Source organism: Trinickia sp., from assembly GCF_057351765.1.
The window spans coordinates 128043-147946 of sequence record NZ_JBMRBK010000076.1; the positions used below are offsets into that span (position 1 = coordinate 128043).

Annotated in this window: 18 protein-coding genes and 1 pseudogene; 18 read left to right on the forward strand and 1 reads right to left on the reverse strand. The window is 57.9% G+C overall.

Features of this window, described 5'->3' with window-relative positions; translation table 11 throughout:
• Positions 1-205 precede the first annotated feature (205 nt).
• From ACO1XS_RS21805 to ACO1XS_RS21865, 13 genes and pseudogenes are all read left to right on the forward strand, one after another.
• Positions 206-1342 carry a mandelate racemase/muconate lactonizing enzyme family protein gene (locus ACO1XS_RS21805; RefSeq protein WP_331568269.1) on the forward strand — a complete coding sequence of 379 codons (1137 nt, stop codon included), beginning with the start codon at positions 206-208 and terminating at the stop codon, positions 1340-1342.
• A gap of 31 nt (positions 1343-1373) precedes the next feature.
• On the forward strand, positions 1374-1715 hold the full coding sequence (locus ACO1XS_RS21810) for a hypothetical protein (RefSeq protein WP_486391676.1): 342 nt from the start codon (positions 1374-1376) through the stop codon (positions 1713-1715).
• A gap of 168 nt (positions 1716-1883) precedes the next feature.
• Positions 1884-3140 (forward strand): sarcosine oxidase subunit beta family protein, encoded by a 1257-nt coding sequence (locus tag ACO1XS_RS21815; protein WP_331568267.1) that lies wholly within the window; start codon positions 1884-1886, stop codon positions 3138-3140.
• An 11-nt stretch (positions 3141-3151) separates the two neighbouring features.
• Positions 3152-3442 carry a sarcosine oxidase subunit delta gene (locus tag ACO1XS_RS21820; RefSeq protein ID WP_331568266.1) on the forward strand — a complete coding sequence of 97 codons (291 nt, stop codon included), beginning with the start codon at positions 3152-3154 and terminating at the stop codon, positions 3440-3442.
• A complete protein-coding gene (locus ACO1XS_RS21825) occupies positions 3439-6387 on the forward strand; it encodes a 2Fe-2S iron-sulfur cluster-binding protein (protein WP_486391677.1) in 2949 nt (982 codons plus the stop codon). Before ACO1XS_RS21820 ends, ACO1XS_RS21825 begins: the two co-directional genes overlap by 4 nt.
• On the forward strand, positions 6384-6995 hold the full coding sequence (locus ACO1XS_RS21830; RefSeq protein WP_486391678.1) for a sarcosine oxidase subunit gamma: 612 nt from the start codon (positions 6384-6386) through the stop codon (positions 6993-6995). The genes ACO1XS_RS21825 and ACO1XS_RS21830 overlap by 4 nt, the downstream gene beginning before the upstream one ends.
• A 174-nt stretch (positions 6996-7169) precedes the next feature.
• Positions 7170-8465: a serine hydroxymethyltransferase gene (gene glyA / locus ACO1XS_RS21835; RefSeq protein WP_331568263.1), complete on the forward strand. Its 1296-nt coding sequence runs from the start codon at positions 7170-7172 to the stop codon at positions 8463-8465.
• A gap of 68 nt (positions 8466-8533) precedes the next feature.
• Positions 8534-9460 carry a formyltetrahydrofolate deformylase gene (gene purU, locus ACO1XS_RS21840; protein ID WP_486391679.1) on the forward strand — a complete coding sequence of 309 codons (927 nt, stop codon included), beginning with the start codon at positions 8534-8536 and terminating at the stop codon, positions 9458-9460.
• A 20-nt stretch (positions 9461-9480) separates the two neighbouring features.
• On the forward strand, positions 9481-9918 hold the full coding sequence (locus ACO1XS_RS21845; protein WP_331568261.1) for a dihydroneopterin aldolase: 438 nt from the start codon (positions 9481-9483) through the stop codon (positions 9916-9918).
• Positions 9919-9993: 75 nt separating this feature from the next.
• Positions 9994-11346, forward strand: coding sequence for an L-serine ammonia-lyase (locus ACO1XS_RS21850; RefSeq protein ID WP_486391680.1), 1353 nt, complete (start codon positions 9994-9996; stop codon positions 11344-11346).
• Positions 11347-11472: 126 nt separating this feature from the next.
• Complete coding sequence (locus ACO1XS_RS21855; protein ID WP_331568259.1) at positions 11473-12675, forward strand: glycine C-acetyltransferase; 1203 nt, start codon at positions 11473-11475, stop codon at positions 12673-12675.
• Between the two features lie 51 nt (positions 12676-12726).
• The gene (tdh, locus tag ACO1XS_RS21860; protein ID WP_486391681.1) at positions 12727-13758 is read left to right on the forward strand and encodes an L-threonine 3-dehydrogenase; all 1032 of its coding nucleotides are present in this window, start codon (positions 12727-12729) and stop codon (positions 13756-13758) included.
• Positions 13759-13902: 144 nt separating this feature from the next.
• Positions 13903-14172, forward strand: a pseudogene (locus ACO1XS_RS21865) (DUF3363 domain-containing protein); the annotation flags it as partial.
• A gap of 30 nt (positions 14173-14202) precedes the next feature.
• Here the strand turns inward: ACO1XS_RS21865 and ACO1XS_RS21870 are convergent.
• Positions 14203-14874, reverse strand: a complete 672-nt coding sequence (locus ACO1XS_RS21870) for a TetR family transcriptional regulator (protein ID WP_331568257.1) — start codon at positions 14872-14874, stop codon at positions 14203-14205.
• Between the two features lie 131 nt (positions 14875-15005).
• Here ACO1XS_RS21870 and ACO1XS_RS21875 point away from each other — a divergent pair, with 131 nt between their 5' ends.
• The 5 genes from ACO1XS_RS21875 to ACO1XS_RS21895 all read left to right on the forward strand — a co-directional run.
• A complete protein-coding gene (locus ACO1XS_RS21875; RefSeq protein ID WP_331568256.1) occupies positions 15006-15959 on the forward strand; it encodes an SDR family NAD(P)-dependent oxidoreductase in 954 nt (317 codons plus the stop codon).
• 51 nt (positions 15960-16010) lie between these two features.
• Positions 16011-16451, forward strand: a complete 441-nt coding sequence (locus ACO1XS_RS21880) for a DUF2147 domain-containing protein (RefSeq protein ID WP_486391682.1) — start codon at positions 16011-16013, stop codon at positions 16449-16451.
• Between the two features lie 381 nt (positions 16452-16832).
• Positions 16833-17510: a YkgJ family cysteine cluster protein gene (locus ACO1XS_RS21885; protein ID WP_486391683.1), complete on the forward strand. Its 678-nt coding sequence runs from the start codon at positions 16833-16835 to the stop codon at positions 17508-17510.
• Positions 17511-18018: 508 nt separating this feature from the next.
• Positions 18019-19179 carry a branched-chain amino acid ABC transporter substrate-binding protein gene (locus tag ACO1XS_RS21890; RefSeq protein ID WP_414720194.1) on the forward strand — a complete coding sequence of 387 codons (1161 nt, stop codon included), beginning with the start codon at positions 18019-18021 and terminating at the stop codon, positions 19177-19179.
• A gap of 344 nt (positions 19180-19523) precedes the next feature.
• Positions 19524-19904, forward strand: a 381-nt coding sequence (locus tag ACO1XS_RS21895; RefSeq protein ID WP_486391684.1) for a branched-chain amino acid ABC transporter permease, incomplete at its 3' end; no start/stop codon positions are given.

Consider the following 19904-nt stretch of genomic DNA (forward strand, 5'->3'; position numbering starts at 1 on the left):
GGCCAGTTAAATGTGCGCGGGAGCGAGCGGGGCCGGTTGGTGAAGCCGATGAACATCGGTAGTGGGGCGCGAGTCACAGCCACAGCGGATCTAGCGGCATTGACGATGAGATGGCTGGCGGGCAATACGCGGGCGACGTTGGTATTTGGCTTTGTCTGATGGACTACGCTGTGGGAATCACTCGCGCACTGATTTGGAGGCTGCTGTGAGAATTACTGACGTCAAGACGACACCGTTGCTCGTCCCGTACACCCGTCCCTACTATTGGGCCCAAGGGGTGATTCACGGTGCTGAAGTCGTGCTCGTCGAAGTTCACACGGACAATGGCCTCGTTGGTTATGGCGAGTCGATTGGCTCCCCTTCAGCTGCGTCAATCGCCGCATATCTCCAGGAAGCTGCAAGAAACTGTATCGGTCGTAGCCCCTTCGAGAACACACGATTGATGGCGGAAGGGTACCAACGGCTTTTCCAGGGGCTTGGTACCTGCAGCTCCCCGCGCTTTTCCGGGCAGGTGTTCAGTGGTCTTGAAATGGCCCTGTGGGACGTGATGGGGAAAGCCGTCGGTCAACCAGTGCATGCTCTGTTCGGTGGTGCTGTTCGAGATGAGATCCGCTACTTCGGGTTTGCCCAAGGAGAGACGGCTGCGGAAGTTGCTGCAGACGCTTCAAATTTAGCCGAAAAAGGTTTCGAAGTTATCTACTTCAAAGTCGGGCGCAGCGACAATCTGGATCTCGAGACCGCGCGAGCCGTTCGCGAGGCGATCGGGCCGGACCTGCGCATGCGTGTCGATCCGAACGAACATTGGACCCCAATCCAGTTCGGCAGGATGACCCGACAGCTACTCCCGCTGGACGTCGAGGTGATTGAGCAGCCGACTCATTGCGAAAGTGTGTCTGCTCTCGCGCAGATGCGCCGCACGAGCCCGATACCGATTTCGGCCGATCAGTCTGTTTTTACCCCGTTCGAGACTTTCGACGTCTGCCGACAACAGGCGGCCGATCTGATTGTGGTCGGTCTGCATGAGACGGGCGGCCTCACCCGGCTATCGAAGGTTGCTCACATCGCGGAGGCGGCCGGCGTGAATATCTGTATCCATGGCCTGTACGAGACTGGTATCACGACTGCTGCATCGAATCAGATTGCCGCAACCATACCGAACTTGGACGACGCGAACCAGCACATGACCCGATTTCTCGAGTGGGACATCGTGACCAAGCCGGATCTCACACCTCGGAACGGAGGGCTGCCTGTGCTAGATGGGCCCGGTCTCGGTTTCGAGCTCGACTGGGAGGCCGTCGAGCGTGCAAAGAAGAATTTCGAAACCAACCGAAGGGTTGTTTGATTTATCGGGAAACGTCGTGCTGGACGCCGTCATGAACGCGCAAATTCAAAGCTGTGGATTCAGCGTCGATTCAATCGAAGCCCTGTATCCCGGGTCGCGTATTGTTCATACGCTTTACATCGTGACCGAGTTCGACGTCGCAGTCCTGGCCGCTGTCGCCGCATCTTTGGATGGTAACGGTGACTCGCTGAGAAAATACCAGGTTTTGCGAGAAGGCGACTGCTTCCGGCACCGGCTCGTACTCGTCGGAATTGGTGAAGACAAAACCGTGCAGCTCAAGGCGAATTTGCTGAAGTGCCGCGGAGTATCGCGAGTTCAACTCGAGCATCGCATCGAACGAATTCAGTCTCATTCGGAGTGTAGTCAGACATAGCAGACATACCAAAGTGGAAGTACCGTCACCGCCTTAACAATAGGGCGGCAGGGAGCTTGCGCCCTCGTTGAGGCGTTCAGGTGAGCGCAGTGCTTTCCCGTTGTTTAACTGATTTTCAGATCGCGTATTGTGCGCCAGGTGCGTCTCGGATCTGATGGGAAACTCCAAATGGGTTGGACCAACTACTCTCTATCGAGCCTCGTCGCCGGCGCCCTTTCGGGCAATAAGAAATGGCCGGCAGCCTGGCGCTCGCCCGCCCCGAAGCGGCACTATGACGTCGTGATCATTGGCGGCGGTGGCCATGGCCTCGCCACGGCCTATTACCTCGCCAAAGAGCATGGCATAACGAATGTAGCTGTTCTGGAAAAAGGTTGGATCGGCGGCGGAAACACCGGTCGCAATACGACGAACGTCCGCTCCGATTATATGTTTCCCGAGAGCGCGGCTATCTATGACCTCGCGCTCCGACTGTACGAGGGACTGTCGAAGGACTTCAACTTCAATATCATGCTCTCGCAGCGTGGATGGCTCACGTTGATCCACAACCACCATCAGATGGAATCTGCCCAGCATAAGGCTAACTGGTTACGCTGCAATGGCATCGATGGCGAGATCATCGATCGCGCGACCGTTAAGGAAATGATGCCTCACCTGAACGTTGACGGCAGCGCGCGGTATCCCGTTATGGGCGCGTTCATTCAGCGGCGTGGTGGGACGATTCGCCACGATGCCGTAGCTTGGGGTTATGCGCGCGGGGCGAGCAGGCTCGGTGTTGACATCATTCAGAACTGCGAGGTCAAGGAGTTCGTCAAGGCCGGCAACAAGGTCACTGAAATTGTCACCACCCAAGGACTTATCGCATGCGATCGCGTGGGTGTAGCAGTCGCAGGCCATTCGAGCGTGATTGCTTCGCTTGCCGGATTTCGACTGCCTGTTACTAGCCGCCCCCTGCAGGCGATGGTGTCCGAGCCGATCAAGCCGTTGCTCGACCACGTCGTGATCTCGCCCGGTACGGGTGTTTACATCAACCAGACGCAAAAAGGCGAACTGGTAATGGGTGGCGTGCTTGATCTATACCATTCGTACGCACAGCGTGGAAACTTTCCGACAATCGAGAAAGTAGTCACAGCGGCGGTGGAAATGTTCCCGATTTACGGGCAGTTACGCCTGATGAGACATTGGGCTGGCATCGTTGACATCGTCCCGGACAGCTCCCCGATCATCGGTGCAACGCCGATCGACAACATGTTTATCAATTGCGGCTGGGGCACTGGCGGCTTCAAGGCGATTCCGGCGGGTGGGACTCTCCTCGCACATTCGCTTAGTACTGGCCGAACGCATCCTCTTGCAGAAAAGTTTGGTCTGGATCGCTTCCGCAGCAACCGCCTCATCGACGAGGGCGCTGCTGCTGGTATCGCACACTGACGGTAGAAATCATGATCGTAATTCGATGTCCTCATTGCAATGAGCTTCGCTCAGAAGAAGAGCTTACATATGGTGGCGAGGCGGATGTTACTCGCCCTCTGGATCCGGAAGCGGTAACGAACGACCAATGGACGGACTATCTGTTCATGCGCGACAACCCTAAGGGCGAAATTGTTGAGCAATGGTGCTGCGCAGCGGGTTGTGGCCAGTGGTTCAAGGCAGAGCGTGACACGGTGACCCATCAGATTGGAAACGTGACTCGCTTTGAAAACGCTGCAGTCCCGGAAGAGGTTGCACGATGAGTACAGTATCGCAAAGCCACCGCCTGGCAGATGGCGGCCTCATTGATCGCACGAAGCGTATCAGCTTCACGTTCAATGGGGCGACCATGTATGGCCATCCGGGCGATACGCTGGCGTCTGCCCTGTTGGCAAATGGCGTCAACGTAATCGCGCGCAGTTTTAAATATCACCGTCCTCGCGGGTTCTATGGCGTTGGGCTGGAAGATCCGAACTCGATGCTCGCTGTTCGCGACGGCTACGCTTACTATCCAGCATTGCGCGCAGGTCAGATTCGTCTTGCCGAAGGGATGCAAGCCGAGACGGTGAGTGGTTGGCCGTCGCCGAACTTCGACATTGGTGCTGTCGCGCAGCTTGCTTCGAAGGTTCTCGCCGCCGGCTTCTACTACAAGACGTTCAAATGGCCGGACTGGAAGCACTTTGAACCATTTGTGCGCCGCGCGACCGGATTTGGTCGTCCTGACGAATCGGTTGACCGCCATGATGTCCAGTACAGACACGCGTCATGTGACGTCCTCGTCATCGGTGCTGGCCCTGTCGGGCTGACCGCGGCCAGCGCGCTCCTGGAAAGCGGTCTGGATGTATTTGTCGTCGATGACCAGGCAACCCTCGGCGGATCGGGCCTTTGGGAGATGGCGCAAATTGCCGGCAAATCAGCGCGCGCATGGACCGCGTCCGTAATAGAGGATATGCGGGCCCGTTCCGGATTTACCGTCCTCTCAGGGACGACGGTGACCGGTGCGTATGAGGGGAACTTCTTCACGCTGGTACAGGCCTTCGTTGACGGAAAGGGTGTCCGAGCCGAGCGTCACTGGAAGGTCCGGGCGAACAACGTGATCTTGGCGACGGGTATGATTGATCGCCCGATGCTTTTCGAAGGCAATGATCGGCCCGGAATCATGCTGGCTTCGGCCGTACGCCGACTGATTGGCGAGTTCGGGGTCTGTCCAGCGAAGAAGCTTGCCGTCTACACAAACAACGACGGCGCCTACCTGACTGCCATTGATGCTCATCGCGCAGGTGCGCGGGTGGCAGCGATCATCGACACCCGTAGCAGGCACAAAGCGGTGCATGCGAAGGAAGCTCAGGCGCTCAACATTCCTTGCTTCTTTGAGAGCGAAATCGAGAAGTCAGGTGGCTACCGTCGACTTGTGAGCGTTACGGTTCGCGGCCGCGATGGCAGCCGCAAGAAAATCCAGTGTGATGGACTCGCGGTGTCCGGAGGATGGACGCCCCTTATCCATCTAGCGGCGCATAGAGGCGCGAAGCCGACCTATGACGCGAACAGCAGCACGTTTATTTGCTCTAGCGCTCCGTTGGGGTGGAAGATAGTAGGCGGAGCGGCAGGAACGGCAGACCTGATCGAGTCCATGGCCGACGCGTGGAGCGCGGCCGTTGAGATTGCGAAGGGGCACGACCGGACCGTAAGTGTTGCGGGACCCTCGGCGGTCGCGCGGAGCTATGGATCGGTCGATCCGATCTGGAAGCCGTCCTGCGGCTCGCCAGGCAAGATGTGGGTGGATCTGCAAAACGATGTCAAGGTTTCCGATGTCGAACTCGCGGCGCGGGAAAATTATGTGTCCGTTGAGCATCTGAAGCGGTATACGACGCTTGGGATGGGTACCGATCAGGGCCGAACCTCCAACATCAACGGCCTCGCAGTCATGGCGAAGGCGACTGGTCGCGAGATGGAGGCCGTTGGGACCACCACGTTCCGACCGCCTTATACGGCAGTACGCATGGGTACTATCGCAAACGGTCGGTTGGGCGACCGCCATCAGCCACGGCGTTACCTGCCGGGAGACGATGTACATCGTGAGATCGGTGGCGTGATGGAGGATTTCGGATGGGAGCGTCCCGACTGGTATCAGTCGAACGGCAGCGATCGTGAAAACGCTGTCGCGGCGGAGATGTCAGCTGTACGCAATCACGTGGGCATGTTCGACGGCTCGTCGCTGGGCAAGATCGAGGTGACCGGTCCTGATGCAGCCGAGTTTCTCGCCAAATTCTACGTTTCGAATATGGCGACGCTCAAGCCGGGCCGCATCCGTTATTCGGTGATGCTGCGTGAAGATGGTGTCATCTTCGACGACGGTGTCGTGACATGTATCGGCGAAAATCACTTTCTGGCAGGACCATCGTCGGGCAACGCTGAAGCAGTGGCAGCATGGTTCGAACGTTGGCGCCAGACGGAATGGCCGCATATGCGGGTGGCGATCTCGGCCGTGACGTCCAACTGGGCATCCATTGCGATTGCTGGTCCGAAAGCGCGGGATCTGCTGGCGCGACTGGATCCGAGCTTTGACATCTCGCATGAGGCTTTTCCACACATGGATTTCCGGGAAGGTCAGATCTGTGGTGTTCCCGCACGCGTCGCGCGGATCAGTTACACGGGTGAACTGCAGTACGAGATTTCGGTGCAGTCTCGGTTTGCGTCCGCACTGATGCGAGCGATCATCGAGAAGGGCGATGCCTTAAAGGTCCGACCGGTCGGTATGGAAGCATGGCTTCGCTTGCGGTTGGAAAAGGGGTATATCCACCTCGGTTCCGAAACGAACGGACGTACCACGCCGCTCGATATTGGAATGGGTTCGCTGATCTCCAAGCGAAAGGGCGATTTCATCGGCCGGCGTTCCCTGAAACTCTCCTTTGCAGTGAGCGAGGAGAAGGAGCAACTGGTCGGCCTCACCGCGTTGACCGGCAGTCTGAGCGTGGGCGGACGGGTGCTGGGTGACGGGCACAGCATGGTTCCGTGCCCGACGATCGGCTATGTCACGTCCGCGTGCTACAGCCCATCAGTCGGGCGGTCGATCGGTTTGGCACTGATCGAAAAAGGCCATAGCCGCGATGGCGATACGGTCCAGGTGTACAGCGACGGCAAGGTCATTACCTGCAAGATCTGTAACCCGACCTTCTATGATCCCAGCAATGACAGGTTGCAAGCATGACGCTCAAATCCATCTCTGCACTCGGCGTTTCGTTCGGCACAGCTGCGCCTATCGCTAGCTTCGGCGCGCAATGCGCGACGCTGTCAGAGCGTTCGGACATCGGCTCCGTCATCATCAACTGCGCAGTCGACGTCGCGGGCGTTACGACCCGTCTGGCAGAGATTCTTGAGTTCAGTCTACCGGCAGGACCGGGGATGACGACGGCCAGCAATCGAGGCACCAATGGCCTGTGGCTGACGCCGCGGTCGTGGCTCGTTCTCTGCAGGCCCGATGATGAGTTCCAGTTGATCGAACGCGTGAATGGCTCATTTCCCGACAAGCGGGTGAACGCCGCCGTGTTTTCCGACTATCTCTCGTGGTTCGAACTGAATGGGCCGAAATCGCTGGACGTTCTGACGGCGGGCGGCTTCGTCTCTCTCGATACAAAAGGGCTACCCGAGGGGTGTTGCAAGCGAACGCTGCTTGCTGGTATCCCAGTCGTACTCTTGAGAAGCAACGACGACGGATGGTTGCTAGGCGTCGAGCGTAGCCGGGCTTCCTACTTTTCCGATTGGCTCCAACATGCCGCGACGCGGGAAAGCAGAATTTCGTCATACAAGGCGTCGTGAGTCTTATCGCTGATAGCTCGCGGACTAAGAAGATCTGACGGGCAGGGCGTGGGCTGGTGGAGAAGGACTGCGGGCCAGCGGTTTCGCCTCGGGTCGGTGTATTTGGGTCGTACCTGCTATGCGTCTCCACGCCAGTCTACAAACAACGATTGATACTAATTAGGACAACTTATCATGAAATCTATTGTCGAGTTTTCTCCGATTCAGTTCACGCCGGAAGACTTCGTTGATCGGGAGGTGTTCAGCGCAATCGGCGACGAACTCGATCGTCAGCAACATCAGATCGAACTTATCGCATCGGAGAACATTGTTTCCCAGGCGGTCCTGGCCGCTCAGGGTTCCGTGCTCACGAACAAATACGCCGAAGGCTATCCCGGACGTCGCTACTACGGTGGTTGCGAGCACGTCGATGTGGTCGAGCAACTTGCGATCGATCGCGCGAAGAAGCTGTTCGGCTGCGAGTTTGCGAACGTGCAAGCACATTCGGGCGCGCAAGCAAACAGCGCTGTTATGTTTGCCCTCCTTCAACCGGGCGATACGATTCTCGGCATGGCTTTGTCGGCGGGTGGGCATCTCACGCACGGGGCGCCGCCGACGCTGTCTGGTAAATGGCTGAACGCGATCGGTTACGGCGTTCGTCAGGACACGGCGCATATCGACTACGATGAAGTGGCGCGTCTGGCAAAGGAGCATCGCCCGAAGATGATTATCGCTGGCGGGTCAAGCTATCCGCGTCAGATCGACTTTGCCCGCTTCCGCGCTATTGCCGACGACGTGGGTGCCTACCTGCTCGTGGACGCGGCGCATTATGCAGGTCTTATCGTTGCAGGGGTGTATCCATCGCCGATGCAACACGCACACGTCGTTACGTCCACGACTCATAAGACCCTTCGCGGTCCGCGCGGGGGCCTCATTCTCACGAATGACGAAGCTTTGGCCAAGAGGATTAATTCCGCGGTCTTTCCCGGTCTTCAAGGCGGGCCGCTGATGCACGTGATTGCTGGAAAGGCTGTGGCCTTCGGCGAAGCACTCGAGCCGTCGTTCCGCAGCTATGCCGAGTCGGTTCTGGTCAATGCACGTGCGCTTGCCGCTCGACTGTCGCATCACGGCGCAACGATTGTCTCCGGTGGTACGGACAGCCACATCGTTCTAGTCGATCTGCGTCCGCTTGGAGTAACCGGCAAGGATGCAGAAATCGCGCTGGAGAAAGCTGGTCTGACCTGCAACAAAAACGGGATTCCCTTTGACCCGGCACGTCCGGCAATCACGTCCGGAATCCGCCTGGGCACTGCGGCAGGAACGACCCGTGGTTTTGGTGTTAAGGAGTTCGAGACTGTCGCAGATCTCATCGTTCAGGTACTTAGGTCCACGTCGGCCGGCGATATCGAAGCCGCAACCGTTGCGAACTCGGTTCGCGACCAAGTTCGCGATTTGTGTGCCCGTTTTCCCATTTACGAGGACAGGGACTGACTGAGAAGGTTGATTTATCGGGAATGCACAAGTCCGTGCGTTCCTTGAATGCATATGTAGGAGCAGGAATGTCGCTCGCTGACGTAATAAGAGAAGTTGAAGGGGCCACGGTTGAACCTGACGTTCATCGCACGATTGACGCAGACTACTATGTGCTGACGGTAACCAGTCGGGGCGCACGTGGCATCGTGGGCGCAGTCGGAACCTTTCTTGCAGAACACAATTGTGACATCACCGAGCTCGCCCAGTACGACGACGAAGAGGCGAATCACTACTATTCGCGCGTCGTATTCAGAGCTTGTGAAAATGCCCCTGAAACGCTGGCCATCCTTCGCAAGGACTTCCCGCGGACGGCGGCGCGGTTTGGCATGCAGTGGCACATTCAAGCGCGAGCTTATAGACCCCGCGTACTGGTTATGGTCAGCAAGGCGGACCATTGTCTCGAAGACCTTCTTTATCGCGTGCGCACGGGCGATCTCGGTATGGATATCAGCGCCGTTGTATCGAACCATGAGACGCTTCGCGCTCAGGTGGAACATCATGGCATCCCGTATCACGTTCTACCGGTGACCCCTGAGAGAAAGCCGGCACAGGAAGCCGAATTGCTTGGGCTTGTCGAAGAAACAAGAAGCGAACTGGTTATCCTCGCACGATACATGCAAGTACTGTCCGACGATCTGTGCAGGAAATTGGCTGGAAGGGCGATCAATATCCACCATTCACTGCTGCCCAGCTTCAAGGGTGCTAAGCCGTATCGTCAGGCCTACGATCGTGGCGTCAAGTTCATCGGTGCAACTGCGCACTATGTGACCTCCGATCTCGACGAAGGTCCTATCATCGAGCAGGCGATCGAGCGCGTGGATCACCAGTTTCGCGCAGAGGACCTTGCGGCGGCCGGTCGTGATCTGGAATCTCTAGCTCTGGCGAAGGCGGTGCGGCTTCATATCGAGCGTCGCGTGTTCCTGAGCGGAACGCGGACCATCGTTTTCCGATAACAGTGGGCTCGAGGATGAACATGGATGATCTACCCGCGAACGTAACTCTTACGTCGAACGAGGCCCGTGGAGTTGCTTGCCAGATCATTGTGGAAGGATTGCGCATCTTTGTGCGAGTAGGACTGCATCCCCATGAAGAGAGCGCGCCGCAGCCGGTCGTTTTTGACGGGGTATTTACCTACTCATCAGGATTCCCTTCGAGCGATCGCTATATTGACTACGACGCATATTGCACGCGGCTCATCAACTATCTCGCAGGTCGCCCACACATTCGTCTACTTGAGTCGTTGGCCGCTGAGATTGCCGCGTGGTCGTTCGTCTCCTACGCAGAGATGGAAGCGGTCTCCATCACGTTGCACAAGCCGAAGATACGCAAAGATACGAACCGCCTTTGTGTTCGACTGACCAACTCGCGTGAAGCGTTTGAGCGGTCGCGCCAGCCAGGGGATGACCGGTAGCAGGAACGCTTCGGGCGTCGCCGGCAAAATTCGGCCGCAGTCTACAACCCACCCTAACCTGTCATTCACATCGACATGATTAGCACATTCGATCTGTTCAAGATTGGCATCGGCCCGTCATCGTCGCATACGGTTGGGCCGATGGTCGCAGCGAAGAGCTTCCGCGATGAACTCAGTCCGGACACTTCGCGGATATCCGTTGAGCTGTTCGGGTCACTCGCCTGGACCGGCTTCGGGCACGGAACGGATTCTGCCATCTGTCTGGGACTGCTCGGCGAAACACCGGTCGGCGTCGATCCAGACAAGGTTGTTGAACTCGTCAGGCAGCTTAAAGAGTTCAAAAGTTTCATCGTGCGCGGCGAGCGCCCCGTCGGCTTTGATCCTGTGCAGGATTTGAAATTTGATTACGAGACGCTGCTTAGCGGGCATACCAACGGGATGCGGTTCAGGGCATTCTCCGCGGCAGGGGATCTCCTGCTGGAAAGAATTGCGTATTCCATCGGAGGTGGATTCGTCACAATCGAGGGGGAAAGCGCGTCAGCGCCTCCGCAGGAGCCCGCGAAGCATGTCTTCAGAAATGGTGTTCAATTGCTCGAGCTGTGCAATCGCACCGGAATGCGCATTTCCGAAATTCAGCGTGTAAATGAAGAGGGTCTTCGAAGCCACGATGAGGTTAGGGCCGGTCTGGACATGGTCCGCAATGCAATGTTTGACTGTATTGATCGCGGCCTGCGTACTGAGGGCCGTTTGCCAGGTAATTTGAATGTGCAGCGTAGGGCCAAGGCACTTTACGAAAAGATCCAGATTAGCCATGTGGAGAAATGCAAGTATCCGCACGAGATTATGGATTCGGTTTCTGCATACGCTATCGCAGTGAACGAGGAAAACGCCTCGGGCGGCCGCGTCGTCACTGCACCAACCAACGGCGCGGCCGGGATCGTGCCGGCTGTCCTTCGGTACTACCGCGATTTTTGCAATAACTATTCGGAGGAAGGTGCGCGTGACTTCCTGCTTACGTCTGCTGCCATCGGCGGGTTGGTCAAGATGAATGCGTCGATATCGGGTGCTGAGGTTGGATGCCAAGGTGAAGTCGGTTCGGCGGCAGCAATGGCAGCTGCTGGTCTAGCCGCAGTGCTTGGCGCTTCGCCCTATCAGATCGAAAACGCTGCGGAGATCGCTCTCGAACATCATCTGGGCATGACGTGCGATCCGGTCGGAGGGTTGGTGCAAATTCCATGTATAGAACGTAACGCGTTCGGCGCCAACAAGGCAATTGTCGCAGCGTCATTGGCGCTAAGAGGCGACGGCACGCACAGGGTGTCGCTGGACGAGGCAATCGAGACTATGCGGCAAACCGGTCTCGACATGCTGTCCAAATACAAGGAAACCTCTCAGGGGGGGCTCGCGGTCAACGTCGCTAATTGCTGATTAAATTATTGGATATATCGAATGCTTTGGTATATCAACGTTTTTATAAGTAGCACCGAAGGGCTACAGGCAGAGAAGCCAGAGTTCGACAGTTACTTCCTAACCCCGGCATATCTGGGAGAATGCATGAAGAATCAGTTCCGTTCACATCTGCGCGCGACGCTTGAAGAGATGCGTGTTGCAGGTTTTTATAAGACTGAGCGCGTCATCTGGAGTCCTCAGGCGTCCGGCATCAAACTGGAAAGCGGTCAGGAAGTGCTAAACTTCTGCGCCAATAACTATCTGGGACTGGCCAACGACGCGCGACTGATCGAAGCAGCGAAGGCTGGCCTGGATGCAGATGGCTTCGGCATGGCATCCGTTCGTTTCATCTGCGGTACGCAAAGCGTTCACAAGGCGCTTGAGGAAAAGCTGGCCGAATTCCTGGGCACAGAAGATGCAATCCTGTACGGCAGTTGCTTCGATGCGAATGGCGGCCTTTTCGAGACGTTGCTCGGTGAGGAAGACGCGATCATCAGCGACGAACTCAACCACGCCAGCATCATCGACGGCGTACGTCTCTGCAAGGCCAAGCGGTTCCGCTACAAAAACAATGATCTTGCCGATCTCGAAACTCGTCTGAAAGAAGCGGACGCTGCCGGCGCTCGATTCAAGCTGATCGCGACGGATGGCGTGTTTTCGATGGACGGAATTATTGCTGACCTTCAGGGTATCTGTGACCTCGCCGATCGATATGGCGCGCTCGTTATGGTGGACGACTCGCACGCGGTCGGATTTGTCGGTACGAACGGCCGAGGAACCCACGAACACTGTGGCGTTCTCGGGCGCGTTGACATCATCACCGGGACCCTCGGCAAAGCACTGGGCGGCGCATCGGGCGGATACGTTGCTGCGAGCAAGGAGATCGTTGACATGCTCCGGCAACGAAGCCGTCCTTATCTTTTTTCGAACACGCTCACACCAAGCATTGCCTCGGCGTCCCTGAGGGTCCTCGAACTACTCGCCGGCAATGAAGGAGTCGCGCTGCGCCAATGCGTTCGAGAAAATGGTGCGCATTTCCGCAAGTCGATGAGCGCGCTGGGCTTTGACCTCGTTCCGGGCGAGCACCCGATCATCCCGGTCATGCTGGGTGACGCTCAATTGGCGTTGAATATGTCGGAGGCACTGCTGAAGGAAGGTGTCTACGTAATTGGCTTTTCCTACCCGGTCGTGCCGAAGGGCAGGGCGCGGATCCGGACACAGATGAGCGCCGCCCATACGTTCGAACAGATTGATCGCGCGGTCGATGCGTTCGCGCGTGTCGGCCGTTCGCTTGGAGTGATTCAGTAAAGCCGTTGGCTTCGTGCAACTGCGATACCTTGACCGACAGGAAACACAGCAATGAAAGCATTAGCTAAGCTTGAGCGCGGGCCAGGTCTCACTCTGACGGAGGTCGAGCGACCGCAGGTGGGGCCGAACGACGTGTTGATCCGCATTCGCAAGACTGCCATTTGCGGCACCGACATCCACATTTGGAAATGGGACGACTGGGCCCAGAAGACGATTCCTGTGCCGATGCATGTGGGGCATGAATATGTTGGTGAGATCGTTGAGATGGGCCGGGAAGTGAAAGGCTTTGCGCTCGGCGACCGAGTGTCGGGCGAAGGCCACATTACCTGCGGCTTTTGCCGCAACTGCAGGGCGGGGCGTCGCCATCTCTGCCGAAACACCACGGGAGTTGGCGTGAATCGCGAAGGTGCGTTCGCGGAATACCTGTGCATTCCCGCTTTCAATGCGTTCACGATTCCGGAAGACATTTCGGACGATCTGGCCGCCATCTGTGACCCATTCGGTAACGCTACCCATACTGCGCTCTCGTTCAACCTTGTTGGCGAGGACGTTCTCATTACCGGAGCGGGCCCAATCGGGGTGATGGCGGTGGCCATCGCGCGACATGTCGGGGCTCGAAACGTGGTCGTCACGGACGTCAACGACTATCGCCTTGACCTCGCGACGCAGATGGGGGCAACCCGCGCAGTCAACGTTTCGACGGAGGATCTTCACAGCGTCATGATCGATCAGGGGATGACCGAGGGATTCGATGTAGGTCTTGAAATGTCGGGCGTGCCCAGCGCGTTTACCGCAATGCTGGAAGCAATGAATCATGGTGGTAAGGTTGCGCTTCTCGGTATTCCTCCGGCAAAGACGGCGATTGATTGGAATCAGGTGATCTTCAAGGGCCTCGAACTGAAGGGCATTTACGGAAGGGAGATGTTCGAGACCTGGTACAAGATGGTGGCGATGCTTCAGAGCGGTCTCGATCTTTCCCCAATCCTCACGCATCACTTTCCTGTCGCCGACTATCAGAAAGCATTCGACACGATGTTGTCCGGAAATAGCGGGAAGGTGGTACTCGATTGGACCGCTGCGTGACGTTTGGTCCGTCCAGAATCAGTAGATAGGTATCGGGCGCTGTCCTCCGGGGCGGCGACCCTCTGCTCGGGGGGCGAGGGGCAAACCTTCCGAGCCGGTTGCCGCAGTTTGCGGCCCGTCGGGCTGTCATTAGGATTAGGGTATGAGCTGGCGAAGGTCGCACAGGACATTGCCGCCGAAACCGGGCTGGAGCCTCGTCCGGTGTCCGACGGGCGGCGCGTAGCCGGCATCTACCGGCGTAGCGTAGTGCTTGCCAGTGGGCGCTACGCGATGCTTGACGATGAAATGGGGTTCAGCCCGGTGCCGTGGAAGCCGGTGATTGAGCTGCGGATGGGGCAGCAGCTCGCCGCGACAGTACGCGACAATCGAGTGTCTTGGGAAATTGGGGTTCGGCGCAACGCGTCCTCTGGATGATGGTAGCGGCCAAGTTTTCTGCCGACGACGTCACCCGGCGTTGACTGGTGACTCCAAGCCCCGAAGCACCAGCAGCAGGCCCGCCGCGAGATCGGTTTCGAATTCATAGCGCAACGGTTGCAGTTCCGGCAGCTCCAGCACGCTGCTCAGGGCCAGGGTCGGGCTTGCGAGCGGCCACAATCCGATCATCAGCGCCATCGCTAGCCGCAGGAACGTCACATATGCGGTGAGCGGCAGCGCTGGCGCCAAACGATGAAGTTGCTCGGCCACATCCGATATTAATTTCAATGAGCTGCGCTTGAATGCCGTTAGCCTCTCGGTCGAGACGTTGCGCTCGATGATAGAAGGCAAGATGCTGAATAGGTGGCACATCAGCGGGTAGGCCGCGCTTGCGCTGGCGAAGTCGCGAGCGATCAGTTCCGGCGAGACCCGCGGGGCGGCGGCGAGTCGGGCGCCCAGATCGTCTCTCCAATGCGCCGACTCCTCCTCCAGTAAGGCCAGCAGCAGTGCCTCGCGGTTCTCAAAATATCGGTACACGTTCGATTTGGTCATCTGCGCCTGCCGCGCCAGTTCGTTCAAGCCCAGCTCTCTCACATCCATGCCCGCGTGCAGGGCCGCCTTGGCCGTGCCCAGCAGGTGCCGGCGGCGCTCCTCTTTTTGTTCTGGCCGACGCGCTCGTTGAAATGAATCTGGTGTTGTCATAAAGATCAATCGAAAAAAGTGATGAATGCCTCAACTGTTTCGGGTGGACTACCGCTTGACAGAAGACCACCGGTCTTTTATATTGAAGACCACTGGTTCCTTATTTACCATATCCTTCAGCGGAGCACAACATGTCTACCCCACTCATCGTTCGTTCAGAACTTCTCAGCCAGAATTTGACCGGCAAGACCTACGTCGTCACTGGCGCCAATTCCGGCATCGGCCTGGTCACCGCCCAGCAACTTGCGAAACAGGGCGCCACTGTCATCATGGGTGTGCGGCGCGTCAACGAGGGGACGCGCGTGGCCGCCGAGATCCGCCGCGAAACGGGGGCGGCCAAGCTGGTCGTGTACCAGCTCGAGCTGGGCGACTTAAAGTCGGTGCGCGCTTTCGCGGCCGAGGTGAACCGCAACCATCCCGAGCTGCAGGGTCTAGTCAACAATGCCGGCGTGATGAAGACGCCGTTCGGTCGCACCAAGGACGGTTTCGAAACCCAATTTGGCGTGAATCACCTCGGGCACTTCCTGCTTACCAACCTGTTGATGGAAGGGCTCAAAGCTGGGGCGCCGTCACGTGTAGTCAACCTGTCGAGCTTCTTCCACGAGTTCGCGATGGGCCGTAAAGGTGAGATCCACTTCGATGACCTGAACTATGAGCGCCGCCCGTTCGATACGTGGGAGGCGTACGCGCAATCCAAGCTGGCCAACCTGCTGCACGCGCGCGAGCTGGGCCGCCGCTTGGCCGGCACCGGTGTGACGACCGCCAGTGTCAACCCTGGCTTCGTGCGCACCAACCTTGTGAAGATCCCGCTGCCGATGTGGCTGCAGCGCCTGCTGCTGCAGCCAGTACTGCGTCTGGTCGGCATGATCGAACCATGGGAAGGCGCGCAGACTACGCTGCACGCATTGCTGGCGCCGGAGGTCGAGCAGCAATCGGGTGCCTACTTTAGCCAGATCGCCCGCTACCAGGACAAGGCTTCCCGCGCCGGCGGATGGCCCCTGCGTTCGCCCAACCCAGTGGCGCTCGACGACGCTGTCGCTGAGCGGCTGTGGAACGCCAGCGAGGCACTGGTGGAATCGAAGTGAGAACCTATACGAATCCCGCCGCCCTGCGGTAACTAGAACCAAGAGCAACCAATGAAGAAACGTAATCCGATGATCGCCTTGACGCTGGCCCTCACTCTGACGGGCGGCGCCGCACTAGCGCAGAGTACCCCGGTGGGCGTATGGCAGATGTACGACGACGACACCAAGCAGCCGCTGTCGTTGGTGCGCATCAGCGAAACGGCCGGGGTTCAGAGCGGGAAGCTTGAAAAACTGCTCGACCCGGCGCGCCAGAACGACAAGTGCACGCTATGCGCCGACGAACGAAAGAACCAGCCGATGCTGGGCATGACGATCATGCGCAATGTGAAGGCATCCGGTGACGGCACTTGGGGAGGCGGCGACATCCTCGATCCGAACAACGGCAAGGTTTACGGCGTGCGGCTCAAGCCTATCGAGGGCGGCAAGGCGCTCGAAGTGCGTGGGTATATCGGGCCGTTCTTCCGCAGCCAGCGTTGGACCAGGGTCGAGTGAGCCACGGCCAATCCGCGTAGTGCCTTTATGTCGGCCGGTGTCGCGCTGATGCTGGTGTACCCAGCGCCTAAGGTCTCTTTGGCGTCCTGCTCAATAGCGCGGATAAGGGTGCGTGGCCCGCGCTGCAGGGCGCGACCTCCCCCGTGAAGCCTGGCGCCTATTACGGGCCAATCGGTTTTCGCGGTGTGAGAGGTGTTTCGGGCGAGGCGTCTAGATCCGCAGAGGCACAGGACCCCACGCTCGCACGACGCCTTTGGGATCAGTCGGTCGCTATGACGGCTATCGATCCAGGCTTGCTCGTAGCTGACTTATTCTTGAATAGAAATTAAAAAAGATGGTCTCCGTTGACCCGAGCCTGCCGATTTAGAAGAGTTAAGAATAATGGATATTGATTTTCGATGTGCCGAATGCGGTGATTGCTGCCGTGGATTCAGGCTTCCACTTTCGATTGAAGAAGCTTTGTCCTGGCTGCATGATGGAAATCCCGTTGAGGTGCTTTGTGAGGCGATACCGTGGGTAGATGAACCACCCCTCACTAATTTTGTCGCGACGTTCAAGCGCGAACGGTCATTTTCTGGGATGTCCGGAGCCTTGCCGATCCGCGTCATTGTGACGTTGGCGGCCCCCCTGGGAAGTGGTTGCCCGAACCTTTCGACAGACAACCAGTGCAAGATTTATGAACGACGCCCCAGAACCTGTCGAACGTATCCCGCCGAGGCCAGCCGCTTGATCGAACTCGTTCCGCAGAGTCGCCGCTGCCCTCCGGAGGCGTGGCAGCCTGGAGGTCAGCCTTTGATGAGACAGGGTACTTACGTGGGGTCAAAACTTATCGCGCTCGTCCAAGACAAGTTAACGCAATCCGTCAACGATGCGCCGTTGCTTAGCTCTCTACGCCAAGCGCTTGGGGTCCATCGGACGGCTTTGTCAAATGAGGTGGCACTTGGCCAGTATGGGGCCAAGTGCGCGCGGCGGCTGGAATCGGGCCTAACTCATTGCCCCATATGGCCTTTTGCGCGGCTATCCGGCTGCACTAAGGGCTTGACAGCGGACACATTTTAAGCGCGTGTCCACACCATCTGGTCGACAAGGGAGGCGCTTTGTCGGGCTTCTCTGCCTAGGTGAATACCCGGCATGGCTGAAAGCTTCACAACGTCGTCTGTTTTGTTCTACGCCAACTGCATTTCGGCTCGATAGTATTCATTGCACTTAGCAGCCATCGAGTGTGTTGATTTGAGTGGAGGCAGAGCAACGCGACAGAAGCGATAGCGATTCGCAACGGACTCGGAAGCTAGCGGATGTTGTGGCGTCGTCAAGGATATCCGCCCGTCTGCATTCCGCGCGTTTCGCAGAGCCGATAGTGCGATTTTGAGCTCAGGAGGCGAGAGGAAAGTAACACGAAATCGTGGATTTGCTGGTTCCCGAAGTCTTACAAAATTGGACGCAATTGGACGGCAGACTCGTGATGGGATCAATTGGATTCTGTCGTCGACGGAGCAATTTGATTTTCAGATCGTCGGTCTTGCGAATTTTTTGAAAGTGAATTTTGGATGCGATCAGGAGTTTAACCATGTTGAATAAAAACAGATGTATGGGGCTGCTTTCCACGGCGCTGATGGCGGGCCTCTGCGCAAGTGTTCCCGCAACTGCCAGTGCTGACCAGGTAGTCAAGATTGGCGTTTCTGCGCCGCTGACCGGCGGCGGCGCCGCCCTGGGAAAGGACACCGAGAACGGCGTACGTATGGCGATTGACGAGGCCAACGCACAGCACCCGACGATCGGCGGAGCGGCCGTGCGATTCGAGCTGGACTCTATGGATGATCAGGGAGACCCCCGTGTCGGGATGCAGACTGCCCAGAAGTTGGTGGATGACGGGGTCGCTTTCGTGGTTGGGCCGCTGAATTCCGGCGTTGCACTGCCTAGCTCGCCCGTGTACGCGAACGCCGGAATTCCCATTCTGCTTGCGTCGGCTACCAACCCGGAAATCACGCTACACGGTCTGAAGACGGTTTTTCGCATGATACCGACCGATGCGCAGAATGCTGGAATTGCCGGGAAATATGCAGTTACTGTGCTAAATGCGAAGCGCATTGCCGTCATGGACGATCGGACGGCTTTCGGGCAAGGCGAGGCAGAAGAGTTCATCAAGGCAGTCAAAGCGGCCGGCGGCAACATCGTCGATCAGCAGTATACGAATGACAAGGCTGTCGACTTCCGGGCTCAATTGACTCATATCAAGTCGTCAAACGCTGACCTGCTGTACTTCGGTGGCCTCGACGAGCAGGCTGGCGCGGTCGTCAAACAGATGAAACAACTCGGTTTGCGGGCCCAGTTCCTCGGGGGGGGAGCGGTAGCGGACTCGGTCTTCACGAAGATTGCCGGATCCTCGGCCGACGGCTCGATGGCGTGGGAATATGGGCGTCCGCTCGCCTCACTTCCGCGCGGCAGGGAGTTCGCGGGCAAGTACAAAACGAAGTTCGGAACTGAGAACCTGACGTACTCTCCGTTTGCGTATGATGCGACGCTTCTCGCCATTGACGCCATGAAAAAGACCGGGTCGACCAAACCAGACGTGTTCGCTCCTGCGATCCGATCCATGGATTACACCGGCATCACTGGCAACGTATCGTTTGATAAGAATGGTGACCAGAAGAGCCCGGTGTCGACCCTGTATCAAGTCAAAGATGGGCAATGGCAACCGATCAAGACCGTGAGCGGCAGCGGCGGCTAGTAGTCTTCTGACTTTGCGCGGAGTGATGCTAGCTCTAGCAGCATCGAAGTCGGCGCCGGCGCGGGGCTTCAGTCCTGCCCCTCTATGGGGCGCGCGATTCCGCACATAGCAATCAAATCAGGCTCTAGGCAATATCGAGCCTGCTTTCTCATACCCCGCTGAGCAACCAGACATTGCATCAGTTCTGCGTTGCAAAGGTCTGGCGAGCGACCCATAAGCGAATTTCACCCGGCGGGTACATCGGCGCCTGTATCTACGCCATTGGGCCGCCTCTGGCGACTCGCGGGTGACAGGTTTCGATTCGCTTGCAGGACCAGAGCACATTTCATCTTCGGGCAAGCAAAATGGATATCCTGATCCAGCAGATCATCAATGGACTGGTGCTGGGCAGCGTCTATGCCATCATCGCACTGGGCTACACAATGGTGTACGGCATTCTGGGCATCATCAACTTCGCCCACGGCGACGTACTGATGGTCGGCGCGATGGTCGCGTTATCGACCATCTCGGTGCTGCACAACCACTTCCCCGGACTCGGCAACATCCCGACGTTGATCATCGGGCTCATTGTTGCGGCCGCGGTATGCGCGGTCGTCGGCTACGTGATCGAACGCGCCGCCTATCGGCCCCTGCGCCGGGCGCCGCGCCTCGCGCCGCTCATTACCGCAATCGGGGTATCGATCCTGCTGGAGACGCTGGCCATGATGATCTGGTCGCGCAACCCG